The sequence below is a fragment of the Acidobacteriota bacterium genome, from assembly GCA_016712445.1.
Lineage (GTDB): Bacteria > Pseudomonadota > Alphaproteobacteria > Caulobacterales > Hyphomonadaceae > Hyphomonas.
Window position 1 is genome coordinate 2,372,845 of the sequence record JADJRB010000001.1, and the last position, 12,818, is coordinate 2,385,662.

At 65.4% G+C, this 12,818-nt stretch carries 12 protein-coding genes; 7 read left to right on the forward strand and 5 right to left on the reverse strand.

Annotated elements, in window-relative coordinates:
• The first annotated feature begins 179 nt into the window (after positions 1-179).
• Positions 180-1,133 (forward strand): ACP S-malonyltransferase, encoded by a 954-nt coding sequence (fabD, locus tag IPK75_12080; GenBank protein MBK8199094.1) that lies wholly within the window; start codon positions 180-182, stop codon positions 1,131-1,133.
• A gap of 6 nt (positions 1,134-1,139) precedes the next feature.
• Here the strand turns inward: fabD and IPK75_12085 are convergent, their stop codons facing one another.
• Positions 1,140-2,018, reverse strand: coding sequence for a hypothetical protein (locus IPK75_12085; GenBank protein MBK8199095.1), 879 nt, complete (start codon positions 2,016-2,018; stop codon positions 1,140-1,142).
• 148 nt (positions 2,019-2,166) lie between these two features.
• On the opposite strand from IPK75_12085, the gene fabG reads away from it, so the two are divergent.
• The 6 genes from fabG (at position 2,167) to gmk (ending at position 7,217) form a co-directional block, all read left to right on the forward strand.
• Positions 2,167-2,904 (forward strand): 3-oxoacyl-[acyl-carrier-protein] reductase, encoded by a 738-nt coding sequence (fabG, locus tag IPK75_12090; protein ID MBK8199096.1) that lies wholly within the window; start codon positions 2,167-2,169, stop codon positions 2,902-2,904.
• Between the two features lie 112 nt (positions 2,905-3,016).
• Positions 3,017-3,250 carry an acyl carrier protein gene (locus tag IPK75_12095; GenBank protein ID MBK8199097.1) on the forward strand — a complete coding sequence of 78 codons (234 nt, stop codon included), beginning with the start codon at positions 3,017-3,019 and terminating at the stop codon, positions 3,248-3,250.
• 15 nt (positions 3,251-3,265) lie between these two features.
• Positions 3,266-4,552 carry a beta-ketoacyl-ACP synthase II gene (gene fabF, locus IPK75_12100; GenBank protein ID MBK8199098.1) on the forward strand — a complete coding sequence of 429 codons (1,287 nt, stop codon included), beginning with the start codon at positions 3,266-3,268 and terminating at the stop codon, positions 4,550-4,552.
• Positions 4,553-4,661: 109 nt separating this feature from the next.
• Complete coding sequence (mltG, locus tag IPK75_12105; protein ID MBK8199099.1) at positions 4,662-5,687, forward strand: endolytic transglycosylase MltG; 1,026 nt, start codon at positions 4,662-4,664, stop codon at positions 5,685-5,687.
• Positions 5,687-6,574: a YicC family protein gene (locus IPK75_12110; protein ID MBK8199100.1), complete on the forward strand. Its 888-nt coding sequence runs from the start codon at positions 5,687-5,689 to the stop codon at positions 6,572-6,574. The genes mltG and IPK75_12110 overlap by 1 nt, the downstream gene beginning before the upstream one ends.
• Entirely contained in the window at positions 6,564-7,217 is a 654-nt protein-coding gene (gene gmk / locus IPK75_12115; GenBank protein MBK8199101.1) for a guanylate kinase, read from the forward strand. Before IPK75_12110 ends, gmk begins: the two co-directional genes overlap by 11 nt.
• A gap of 1 nt (position 7,218) precedes the next feature.
• Here gmk and rsmA read toward each other — a convergent pair whose 3' ends face one another.
• The 4 genes from rsmA to IPK75_12135 all read right to left on the reverse strand — a co-directional run bounded on the left by rsmA (position 7,219) and on the right by IPK75_12135 (position 12,675).
• The gene (rsmA, locus tag IPK75_12120; protein ID MBK8199102.1) at positions 7,219-8,049 is read right to left on the reverse strand and encodes a 16S rRNA (adenine(1518)-N(6)/adenine(1519)-N(6))-dimethyltransferase RsmA; all 831 of its coding nucleotides are present in this window, start codon (positions 8,047-8,049) and stop codon (positions 7,219-7,221) included.
• A complete protein-coding gene (pdxA, locus tag IPK75_12125; protein ID MBK8199103.1) occupies positions 8,046-9,014 on the reverse strand; it encodes a 4-hydroxythreonine-4-phosphate dehydrogenase PdxA in 969 nt (322 codons plus the stop codon). Before pdxA ends, rsmA begins: the two co-directional genes overlap by 4 nt.
• 86 nt (positions 9,015-9,100) lie before the next feature.
• On the reverse strand, positions 9,101-10,339 hold the full coding sequence (locus tag IPK75_12130) for a SurA N-terminal domain-containing protein (protein ID MBK8199104.1): 1,239 nt from the start codon (positions 10,337-10,339) through the stop codon (positions 9,101-9,103).
• Positions 10,340-10,479: 140 nt separating this feature from the next.
• Complete coding sequence (locus tag IPK75_12135) at positions 10,480-12,675, reverse strand: LPS-assembly protein LptD (GenBank protein MBK8199105.1); 2,196 nt, start codon at positions 12,673-12,675, stop codon at positions 10,480-10,482.
• Between the last annotated feature and the right edge of the window lie 143 nt (positions 12,676-12,818).

Below are 12,818 nucleotides of genomic sequence, written 5' to 3' on the forward strand. Positions count from 1 at the left end.
CGTAGGGAGGGAAGCCCTGCCAGCGATGGCCCCTCTTTTTCCGGCTCATTCCGGGTACTTGAGGACCGCACCTTGCTGTGAAGAGCGGGTCTAAAGCCTATCTGGCGGCAGAATTCAAGCGTTGCATGGCTGGAACACGCGCTTTACCCACGCGCAAAACAGGGAGGCTTGGTTAACCCATGACGCTTGCATTGATCTTTCCCGGGCAGGGAAGCCAGGAAATCGGCATGGGCAAGGCGCTGGCCGAGGCCTTCCCGACGGCCCGGGCGGTGTTCGAGGAAGTCGACGCGGCTCTCGGCCAGGACCTCTCAGGCCTGATGTGGGGCGGCGACCTCGCCGAACTCACGCTCACCTCAAATACCCAGCCCGCCCTGATGGCCCACTCCCTGGCCGCCTACCGGGCACTCGAAGCCAATTTCGGCATCAGTGCGAAGGATGCCGCCTTCGTCGCCGGCCATTCGCTGGGCGAGTATTCGGCGCTGGCCGCCTCCGGCGCGATCAGCCTGGCCGACACGGCCCGCCTGCTGCGCATCCGGGGCAACGCCATGCAGTCTGCTGTGAAGCCCGGCGAAGGCGCCATGGCGGCGCTGCTCGGCGCAGACTATGCGCAGGCCGAAGCCGCCTGCGCCGCCGGCCGCGAAACCGGCGGCGCCTGCGATATTGCCAACGACAATGCGCCCGGCCAGCTCGTCATCTCCGGCACCAAGGCCGCCATCGACGCCGCCGTGGTCTGGTCGCAGGCGAACGGCGTGAAGAAGGCGATGGCGCTGAACGTCTCCGCGCCGTTCCACTGCGCGCTGATGCAGCCGGCAGCGGATGCAATGGCCGAGGCGCTGGCCACCACCACGATCAACGCCCCGGCGGTCCCGCTCGTCGCGAACGTGTCGGCTTCGGCCGTCACCGATCCCGAAACGATCCGCCGGAACCTCGTCACCCAGGTCACCGGCCGCGTGCGCTGGACCGAAAGCATCCAGTATATGGTCGCCCAGGGCGTCACGATGACCGGCGAAGTCGGCAACGGCAAGGTTCTCACCGTCATGCAGCGCCGCATCGAGAAGTCGCTCAACGGCCTCCTGCTCGGAACGCCGGAAGACCTCGAAGCCTTCGCGAAAGCGCTGCGCGGCGAAGCCTGAGCGGCGTCAGGCCGGCGTTTCGCACCAGCGGATTTCGTCCTCGCTCTCCACCAGCGCCGGATCGCCGAGCCCGGCCATCCAGACAATCGAGCCGGCCGAAATCTTCCGCCAGGCGCGCAGCTCGTGTTCCCACTTGCCGACGCAGGCGCGCACCGGCGCGCCGCTGGCCGTCAACGACCGGATGAGCTTCTTCGGCAGGTCTGCCTTGGGCTTGATCGTGCCGCTCACTTCCTCCGTGCCCCCGCTCACCACCCATCGCAATCTCGACGCGCCGGACTCGGTCCAGTATTTCGCGCCCTTGTTCTTCGTCATCATCGGCGAATGCACGAGCACGCCCGCGAACAGCGGGGCATTTTCCGACGCGGTCGTCACCGCCCAGTCGGCGCCGTTGGAGAAACCCCCGACAAAGCGTTTCGCCGGATCGGCCGCCGCATGGCGCTTCGATTCGGCCCACGGGATCACGTACTCGACGAACCACTTGTTGTGCGCCTCATAGGTCTTGGACCCGTGGAAGTGCCTCACATATTCGGCGGCGCGATCTTCGGGATCGGCCTGGGGGTCGAGGCCGATGACCATCATCGGTGCGACTGTGCCCGCCTCCATCGCCCGCTTCAGGGGAATCGCGGCCACGTAGATCCCCATCATGCCGTCGACCATGTAGAGCGTCGGCAAGTCCTCCGCCCCTGCATTCGCCGGACGCCACACGCAGATCGCGCGCCGGCCACCACCCTCGGGTCCCGGCGACACGTAGCAGTGTGTCTCGGCCTCGATCTCGGCACGGATCGCCTGCACTTCTTCCTGCGTCTCCTGGGCATCTGCCGGCAACGCCTGACCAGCTGCCGCGAGACCGGCGACCAAGGTCACCAAGATAGTGCGGAGGGTCATCGGCGGGGCTCCTGACTACACCAGACAGTATATGTCCGCCCCCGAAATGGCCGCAACCGCAGTCATCTGCGATGCACCGTCGTTTGACGGAGCGCCCGCACCTGCCGTAAGTCCCGCGCCAACACAAAACCATTCAGGGAGCCCCCGCATGTTCGACCTCACCGGCCGCACCGCCCTCGTCACCGGCGCCTCAGGCGGCATTGGCCGCGCCATCGCACAGGCCCTGTCGGAGGCCGGCGCCAAGGTCGCCCTCTCGGGCACGCGCGAAGCGGTCCTGCAGGAGGTCGCCGCCACCCTGAAGGGCGAAAGCGCCATCGTGCCTTGCAACTTGTCGGATCCCGCCGCTGTCGACGCCCTCGTCGGCCAGGCCGAAGCCGCCCTCGGCCCGCTCGACATCCTCGTGGCGAATGCCGGCATCACCAAGGACAAGCTGCTGATCCAGATGAAGGACGAGGACTGGGACGCCGTCATCAACGTCAACCTCGGCTCCTATTTCCGTCTCGCCAAAACAGCCGTGAGGGGAATGATGAAGCGCCGCCACGGCCGCATCATAGGAATCACCTCGATCGTCGGCGTCACCGGAAACCCCGGACAGGCGAATTACTGCGCCTCCAAGGCGGGCATGATCGGTTTCACCAAATCGCTCGCCCAGGAAGTCGCCAGCCGGGGCATCACGGCCAACACGATTGCCCCCGGCTTTATCGAATCGCCGATGACCGACGTGCTGCCGGAAGCTCAGAAAACAGCCTTGTTGGGGCAGATTCCTTCAGGCCGCCTCGGGCAGGGCAGCGACATTGCTGCAGCTGCGGTCTATCTGGCCTCCAGCGAGGCGGCTTACATGACCGGGCAGACCCTGCACGTAAACGGCGGCATGGCGATGATCTGAGCGGCTACAGCTGCTAAAGAGACAAGGGCTTGGCGCTTCGTCAAAGTGTGTGCTAGGCGCAACACAATGGTTCGAAAAGGGCCAGTCTACAGGCATATCGAGAGAGGTATTCATGTCTGACGTTCTTGAGCGCGTGAAAAAGATTGTCGTGGAAAACCTCGACGTTGAAGCCGACAAAGTGGTCGAAGGCGCAAGCTTCATCGACGACCTCGGCGCAGACTCCCTCGACCTGGTCGAGCTGGTCATGGCTTTCGAAGAAGAATTCAACATCGAGATCCCTGATGACGTGCAGGAGTCGATCCGCTCGGTCGGTGACGCTGTCTCGCACATCAAGGCGCACATCTAGGGCGCGTTGGCTGGGATGTCCGAACGTCGCGTAGTCATCACGGGTATTGGCATCGTCTCGCCGCTGGCGAACGGGCGCGAGGCCACGTGGGAGCGCCTGATCGCCGGCAAGTCCGGTGCAGGCCCGATCGATAATTTCGATGCTTCGGACCTTCCCTGCAAGATCGCCTTCCAGGTGCCCTACGCCTCGGGACGGGGCGGCGGCGCCGGCGACGAGCACGCCTTCGATCCCGACAAGGTGCTGTCCTCCAAGGAGCAGCGCCGGACGGACGAGTTCGTGGTCTACGCCATTGCAGCGGCGGACGAGGCAATTGCCGACGCCGCCCTGCCGCTGGAAACCGACGAGCAGAAGGAACGCGCAGGCGTCCTGATCGGCTCTGGCATCGGCGGTCTCGAGACGATCTACGAGACGGCGATCATCCTGCACGAGCAGGGCCCCCGCAAAGTCAGTCCGTTCTTCATTCCGGCGTCGCTGATCAACCTGGCGTCCGGCCAAGTCTCGATCCGCCACGGATTGAAAGGGCCGAACCATTCCGTGGTGACCGCCTGTGCGACCGGCGCGCACGCGATTGGCGACTCGGCGCGCCTCATCAAGTATGGCGATGCCGACGTCATGGTGGCGGGCGGCGCTGAAGCCGTGATCGGCAAGCTCGGCATCGCAGGCTTCTGCGCGGCCAAGGCCATGTCGACGAGTTTCAACGACACGCCCGAGAAGGCGTCGCGTCCTTATGACAAGGACCGCGACGGCTTCGTGATGGGTGAAGGCGCGGCGGTGCTGGTGCTCGAGGAATACGAGCATGCCAAGGCCCGCGGCGCGAAGATCTATGCCGAAGTGGCCGGCTACGGCCTGACCGGCGATGCCTACCACATCACGGCGCCCGCCGAAGGCGCCGAGGGCGGCTACCGCGCCATGAAGATGGCGCTGAAGAATTCGGGCATCGACCCCACCGAGGTTGACTACGTGAACGCTCACGGCACCTCGACGCCGAAAGGCGACGAAGGCGAAGCCGGGGCGGTCGAGCGCGCGTTCGGCGACCACGCGAAAAACCTGTCGATGTCGTCGACAAAGTCGGCTGTCGGCCACCTTCTGGGCGCCGCAGGCGCAATCGAGGCGGCGTTCTGCGCCCTGGCGATCCGCGACCAGGTGATGCCGCCGACGCTGAACCTCGACAATCCGAGCTTCGAGACGGTGATCGATCTGATCCCGCACAAGGCCAAGAAGGGCCGGGTCCGGGCCGCGATGTCGAACAGTTTCGGCTTTGGCGGCACCAACGCCTCGCTGATCCTCAAACAGGTAACCTGACTTTAATGCCGGGGCGGCCCGCAAGGCCAGTCTGACTGCTGACGATTGATTTCCGGGCCCGGGCTGGCACGGTAGAACATCGGCAACACGACACGGTAAAGAGGCCCCGATGCGAACCCTGAGAGCGCTGGTTTTCTGGCTGGTCTTCCTCGCCTTCATTGGCGGCGCGGCCGCGGCCGCCGGTTGGGTCTGGTTCAACAATGAGCTGACCCGTCCCGGCCCGCTGGCCGAGGAAGTCGTCTTCAAGGTCGAGCCGGGCGAAGGACTTGCCGGCGTGGCCCTGCGTCTGGAATCGGATGGCATCATCAAGGACGCCCGCCTGCTGCGCCTGAAGGCGCGTCTCGACAAGACCGAGCTCGACCTCAAGACCGGCGAATACATCATCGAGCCCCGCGCGACGATGCAACAAGTGCTCAGCATACTGATCGAAGGCCGGTCGGTGCTGCACCGGATCACCCTGCCGGAGGGGCGCACCACCGCGCAGCTGCTGAAGCTGATCGAGCAGGATGATGTGCTGGAAGGCGACATGCCGGAAGTCCTGCCCGAAGAGGGCACGATGCTGCCGGATACCTACATGTACCATCGGGGCATGACGCGCGCCGACCTGATCGCCAAGACGCAGAAGGCGCAGGCCGACCTGCTCGCCGAGTTGTGGCCCGCCCGCCAGGAAGGCCTGCCTATCGCATCGCCTTACGAGGCTGTGATCCTCGCCTCGGTCGTCGAAAAGGAAACCGGCCGCGCTGACGAGCGCCCCCAGGTGGCGGCCCTGTTCACCACGCGGCTGAAACGCGGGATGCGCCTGCAAAGCGATCCGACGATCATTTACGGCATTTCAAAGGGCGAGCCCCTCTACAACAAGGCTGGCCAGCGCCGCACGCTTTACCGTTCGGAAATCGACCGGCATACCGAGTGGAACACCTACCAGGTGGACGGCTTGCCAAAGACGCCGATCTGCAATCCGGGCCGCGACGCCATCGCAGCCGTGCTCGATCCTCCGGAGACGGAGTATATCTTCTTCGTCGCGGACGGCAAAGGCGGCCACCTGTTTGCAAGGACGAACGCCGAACACGAGCGCAACGTCGCGGCCTACCGCGCCTATGAGCGCGGCGAAATCCAGAAGGAACGGGCGAATTGATGGGGGTATTGTCGGGGATGACCGGCTTCGCGCGGGTCACCGGGGAAGCGGATTGGGGCACCTGGGCCTGGGAGGCCAAGAGCGTCAATGGCCGCTCGCTGGATGTGCGGGTCAATGCGCCGCCCGGCTTCGATGCCTTCGAGCGCGACGTGAAGGCGCTTGCCGGCGAGCGTTTCAATCGCGGATCGCTGCAGGTCAGCCTGCGGATTGATCTTGCCTCCGGTGGCAGCGGCGCAGTGGTCGATCACGCCCTGCTCGGCATGCTGATGGATGCGGCGCGCAAGGCGCATGGCGGCGAACTGAATGCCGAATCCGTGGTGGCCCTGATGGGTCTCAAGGGCGTCGTGGAAACCGGCAGCGCTTCAACCCGCGAACTCGCGGGCGACGAGGCGGTCGTGGCGGTGCTGTCTGCAGGCGTGCGCACTGCGCTGGACCAATTGCTGGTGGCCCGCCGCGCTGAGGGGCGCGACCTCGCCGGTGTCCTGTCAGGCCATCTCGACGAGATCGAATCGCTGGCGGCAGAGGCGTCCGCCCTCGCCGCAACGCAGCCCGGCCTGATCAAGGCGCGGCTCGTCAAACAGCTCGAAGAGCTCGACCGTGAAGGCCGCGTCGACGCCGAGCGATTCGCGGCGGAGGCCGCCCTGTCGGCGGCGCGGGCGGACGTGCGCGAGGAGCTGGACCGCCTCGGCGCCCACGTGCGGTCAGGCCGCGAGTTGCTCAATGCAGGCTCGCCCGCTGGCCGCAAGCTGGACTTCCTGGCGCAGGAGCTGAACCGCGAGGCCAATACGCTCTGTTCGAAATCCGCCAGCCTTGAATTGACGAATGCCGGGCTCAGCCTCAAAGGGGTGATCGACCAGTTCAAGGAGCAGTCGGCCAATGTCGAATAGCGGACACCCGAAAGACACGGGCCACCGGCGCGGGCTGATGCTCGTGCTGTCGAGCCCGTCGGGTGCCGGCAAGACGACGCTCTCCAGGATGTTGCTGGACGAGTTCCACGATGTGAAGCTCTCGGTCTCGGTCACCACGCGCGAACCCCGGCCGAATGAGGTCGATGGCAAGGACTATTACTTCCGCTCGCTCAAGGCCTTTCAGGAAATGGCCGAGCGCCGCGAGTTCCTCGAATGGGCGCAGGTATTCGACAAATGCTACGGCACCCCGAAAGCCGACACCGAAGCAAGGCTCGAGGCGGGCGAGGACGTCCTCTTCGATGTCGACTGGCAAGGCGCTGACGCGCTGCACGACCAGATGCCGAACGATGTCGTCTCGGTATTCATCCTGCCGCCCAGCATCAGCTCGCTCGAGGAGCGCCTGTCGAACCGACCGGGCTCGACACCGGAAATGGTCGCGCGCCGCATGCTGAGCGCCAAGGCCGAAATCATGCACTGGCGGCGCTACGATTACGTCATCATCAACGAAGACCTGAACATCGCCTACCAGCGCCTCAAGCGCATCCTGCTGGTCGAGCGCCTGAAGCGCCTGCGCCAGCTGGACCTTGAGGACCACGTGCGGATGCTGCTCCGCGAAAGCTGAGTCAGGCGAGGCTCGACGCCAACGTCCTGAACTCGGCCTGTGTCAGCGTTTCGGCCCGCGCGGTCGGGTCGATCCCGCACCCTTCGAGCCATTCCTCGGCTTTCATGCCGCGCTTCTTGGCGAACGGTTTCAGGGCCGCGCGCAGCATCTTGCGGCGCTGGCCGAATGCCGCGCCGGCAATCTGTTCCAGCAGGTCGATGTGCGCGAAGCGCTTGTCCGGCGGCAGCGGTTCAAACACGGCGACCGCGCTGTCCACTTTCGGCGGCGGCCGGAAGGCGCCCGGCGGCAGCGTGAACGAAATATACGGCCGCGTCACTGCTTGCGCGAGCACTGCCAATCGTCCGTAGGCGTCCGTATCCGGCTTTGCGCAGATGCGCTCGGCGACTTCCTTCTGGAACATCAACGCCATCTCGCCGCGCCAGTCGCCCGCCTTCAGCCAGTCGACGAGCAGAGGCGTGCCGACATTGTAGGGCAGGTTGGCGATGATCATCGCGGGGCCGGTCGCGCCCGCTTCCTGCAGTGCCTTCTCCCAACGGACCTTCCGGGCATCCCTGGCGATGACGACAAGCTGTCCGCTCTTCGCTTCCGGCCATTCGAGCAGGGCCTCGGAAAAGCGCGGGTCGGTCTCGACCGCGATCAGCTTGGCCGGGTTCTCATTCAGGATGGCGCGGGTCAGCCCGCCGGGGCCGGGGCCGACTTCGATGACCGTGCGGCCCGCCGGGGAGCCGGCGGCGTTTGCGGCGCGTTTCAGGATCGACGGATCGAACAGGAAATGCTGGCCCAGCGCCTTTCGGGCGGGCGCTTCGGTCAGCGGCGGTGTGTCGTCAGTCATGCATCGGCCTTCCGGCGGTTGGCGGCGAACTCGGCTGCAAGCCGGATCGCGGCAATCAGGCTGTCCGGCCGGCAGGTGCCAGCGGCAGCGGCGTCATAGGCGGTGCCATGATCCGGACTGGTGCGCACGATGGGCAGGCCCAATGTTGAGTTCACGCCGCCCCAGAAATCGAGGGTCTTGACCGGGATCAGGCCCTGATCGTGCGTCATGGCAATCACGGCGTCATATGCTCCGCCCAGGGCTTCGGCGAATACGGTGTCGCCGGGCCGCGCACGGCAGATATTGATACCCTCCGCCTGCAGACGGTCTGCCGCCGGGTTGATCAATTCAACTTCCTCGCGTCCGATCGTGCCGTCTTCTCCCGCGTGCGGGTTGAGGCCGGAGAATGCGACCTTCGGCGCGGCGATGCCGAAATCGCGCACCAGCGCGGCGTTCACTACGCGCGCGATCCGCTCAAGCCGCCCGTCGCCCAACGCAGCCGGAACGTCCGCATGCGGCATATGGATGGTCGCCAGCGCCACGCGCAGGCCGCCCCCGGTCAGCATCATCACCGGGGCCGCGCGCTGGCCCGCAGCTTCGCACAGGTGCGCCACAAATTCAGTATGTCCCGGAAAGCGGAATCCCGCGCCATAGAGCAGCGCCTTGTTGATCGGGTTGGTCACCACACCGGACGCGCGACCGGCCAGGGCATCCGCCACCGCGGATTCGATTGACCGGATGATCGCCGGCGCCGCGGCTGCGTCCGGCTTTCCGGGCGAGATCGCCGGCACATCGCCGAGCGCCATCACGGGCAGGGCGCTGTTGAACGCGCTGGCCGCCTCTAGCGGTGACGAAATGACCTTCGTGGGCACGTCCTTGATGAGGGCCGGGTCACCGATCAGGTAAAAGCCAACTCCGTTGTCGTGGTGCAGCGCGCTCCAGGCAGCCGCCGTGATCGCCGGGCCGCAGCCGGCCGGATCGCCCATCGTCAGGGCCAGGGGTGGGGAAACAGCTTCGGTCACGACGGCGATGTCGCGCCTAAACGCCTGTCAGGCAAGCGCGATTCTCGCTGTTAACGGTAGATGATGGTCGCGTCGCGGCGGGAATTGCGCAGTTCGCGCTCCGAAATCATGTTCAGTTCGCGCGCCTTGATGGAGTTCTTGAGGTCTTCCTTCGAAGGCAGGGCCTCGGCGCCGTCTTCACGGCGGCAGACGTACATCACGGCCAGGCCGCTGCCCACGGCGAAGATATCCGTCGGCGAGCCCACTTCGGTGGCGAGCACCAGGCCGCGGCCTTCCTCGCCCAGTTCGACAACGTCGATGTCGGTCAGGTCCTGTGCGCGCAGTTCAGACTTCGCGTTGGCGACGGACTGGACATCAGAACAGGAGGTGATTTTCGCCATCGCATCGGTGAGGGTCGCTTCCTTGCCATCGGTCGCGACGAGGCGCTTCAGGTCCACCTTGGTCGTCGGCTGGCTCGGCTCGCGCTTGGCGACAACGGACAGGATGTAGACGCCGCTTTCCACTTCGATGGGCGGCAGCAGCGTCGGTGCCTCGCCCGCTGCCAGCACGGCTTGCGACAGGGCCGGCGAGAGATCGTCGGCCGTCACCCAGCCCATGTCGCCGCCGGTCGCCGCCGTCGGCGCGGACGAGATGCGCTGCGCCGCGACGCGGAAGTCTGCGCCTTCGCTGAGCTGTTGCACGATCGAACCGGCAGCCGTCAGCGCTTCGGCGCGCGTTTCGGCATCCGGAGCGTAGAGGAAAATTTCGCTTACGCGGAACTGGGTCTTCTTCGAAGCCGCGCGCAGGCGCTCAAGATGGTCATCGACCTGGTTGTCGGAGACCCGGATACGTGTGCCGAACAGGCCGCTCATCAGACGGTTCCATGCAATGTCGGCGCGGATCTGCTCTTCCAGGCTGACCGGGTTCACGCCAGCGGCGGCAAGCTGCTGGCGCAGGCCATCGGCGCCAATGCCCGACTGGGCGGCCATGTCGGCAAGCTCGGAGTCAATCTCGGCCGGCTCGACCTTCACCTCATACTCGGCCACGCGGTCGAGCTGCAGGCGCTCGTCGATCAGCTGCTCCAGCGCCTGGCTGGTGATCTGCTGGACCTGTTCCTGCGTCGGCTGCTGGCGGCCAAGCGTCAACAGCAGGAGGCGGGCCCGCTGGCGCACGTCCGAATAGGAGATCGGCTTGTCATTGACGACCGCTGCGATGCCCTCAAGCTGCAGGCGGTTCTCTTCCTGCGCCTGGGCCAGCGCGACCGGCGCGCTCAGGGCTACCAGGGCTGCCATCAAGACTGCGCGCACCATTCACGTCCTCCGTGGATCCCGCCAAGCCGGACCCCTGTTACCGTTTCGCCCCGACCATACAAATCCCCGCCCGCCGCGCAACGCACCAGCACAGTAATGCCTGTATTGTTGCAGTTTTCAGGACCATCCGGGGCCGGGGGTCAGTCAAAATCGCCCGATCCGAAGTTCCCCAGCGACTTCAGGGTAAACCTGAACTGGAAGTTCTCCGATGGCCCCAAAGTCCGGTCGCGCAGCTCGTTGCGGCTGTAGACCAGCTCGAAGCGCGAACAGTCGTCGGTATAGGCGAGGCCGATTTCCTGCCGGGCATCGATATCGTCGGCAATGTCGCGCAACTGGCCGAAAATCACGGAAATCGAGTCCGTCATCTTCATCTCGCCGCGAAGATAGATACCCTCGTCCGGATCGCCCGTCGGGCTGATTCGCGGGTCGATCTTGTAGTATTGCCCGACCGCCCGGAAACGGCTGAACGAGGTCGAGACCCGCATGTCGAGGCGGTTGAGGGCGAGGTCATCGTCGTCCAGCCGCACGCGGCCGGACAGCTGCAGCGCCCGGCCAAGGTCCAGCGTGCTGGACGCCACCCAGTCCGAAGAAGTGCCGTCCAGGTTCGACGCCACGTCGAACGCCGCATCGGGCCGCGAACGCCAGCGGCGCCCGACCGTCGTGCTGAGCTCGGTGCCGTTCTTCCAGATCGCCCGCGCAGTCAGGCCGGCGCTGAGCTTTCCGTCGCCTTCGTAAAGGTCGAAGTTGCCGAACCCGTTGGGGTCGTAGAGCGACGACTCGTCAAATTCGTAGAGCTGGCTGTCTTCCACCGGAATGGCCGGATCGTTGACGTTGGAGAAGCCCCAGGCGGCCATCACGGCGGGCTCGATCATCAGGTCGACCGTCTCGCCGGTCCGGATCATCGGATAGGCAATCTTGGCGCCCGCATTGCCCACGGCGCGCGAGACGTCGCTCTTGCCGCTCACCGCCTCGTCGAGCGCATAGAAATCGCCGCGCACTTCCACGAACGGCTCGAAAGTCGCCCCGCCGGGCAGCAGGTTGAAGTCGCGCCAGTCCGCCCCCGCGCTCACTCGGTGGCTGTCGGCGCCGACATCACGTGTCAGCACGGCGGACGACACGTTCACATTGGCAAAGCCATAATCGCCAAGATCGAAGTTCTTCTCGGCGTACAGCAGCGGTGAAACCACTGGCAGGCGGCTGGCATCGTCCTGCCCGCGCAGGCCCTGGAAATTCAGAAGCGCGACGTCCGCGTAATAGTCATCGCCCTGGCCCACTGCGAAAAGCTGCGACAGCAACCGGCGGGGCTGGTTCGAATAAAGCCCGCGCTTGTCGGTCTGCCCGTCGATGTCATAGCGCCGGTCATACAGGTCGTCGGTCTGGCTCTCGACCGCGAAGCCCCAGAGCCATTCCGGCGACAGGGCAAACGCACCATTGGCGTAGACGTGGCCGCGGAACTTTTCCTCGCCGAACAGCACGCCTTCGCTGTCGAAATCGGCTTCCTGCGTGAAACTGGCGTCGATCTTCAGCGCGCCGGAATAGAACCGCTTGCGGTATTCAAGACCAATCAGCGGGTTCACGTTGGCCGAGACCATCGGCGCGATGGTGAGATCCGAGTAGTCCGAAATCGCCCAGTAGTAGGGCTGTTTGTAGAAGGCGCCGAGCTTCGAGGAGACACCGGCATTCGGAATCAGCAGGCCCGACCGGCGGTCGGAGTTCGGGTCAGGGTGCGCCAAATAGGGCAGGTAGAAGACCGGGATGCCCGCCACCTCGACCACCGCATCGCGGTAGGAGATCATCTGGCTTTCCTGGTCCAGCACGGCCCGGCGCGCCCGGATCGTCCAGGTCGGCGTGCGGTCCTCGGCGCAGACTTCGCAGGACGTGTAGACGACCTGGTCCAGCGAGTTGACGCCGTCCGACCGGCGGATCGCCGAATTGGCCGCGACGCTCGCGCCTTGCGCCAGCCGCGCCGAGAAGCCGATCGCATAGCCGTCCGACAGGTTCGAGCCGACTTCGACTTCATCCGCGTATTGCTGCGAGCCGTCGGTGTCGATGATGACGACGTTGCCGTTGGCGCGGACTTTTTCCGTCGTGCGATTGTACACAAGCCGGTCCGCCCGCAGCGTGCGGCCCTGGTACAGCGCCTGCACATTGCCTTCCGCGACAATGCTGTTCTCTTCGCTCAGTTCGTAGACGGTGTCCGCTTCGAGGATCACGCGCTCATCTGCTGCTTCAGCGGCAGGTGCAGTCTCGGCGGGATTCGATTCCTGTGCCTGCGCGGCAAGCGGCAGCACGGCCGAAAATCCGGCGAGCAGGGCGTACTGGGACCAGAATGCCAAAAGTAAGACCCTCAATCTGCCGTCGTTCGGCGCGGCCTGCCTCCCCTGCAGGACCGTGCGGCTTTCACGAAGGCTTAAAGTCGATCCTGCGGGCCGTCCAGCCATCCCGCAACCGGCGCCTGCTTTTGGCTGGAAGGCCGGTG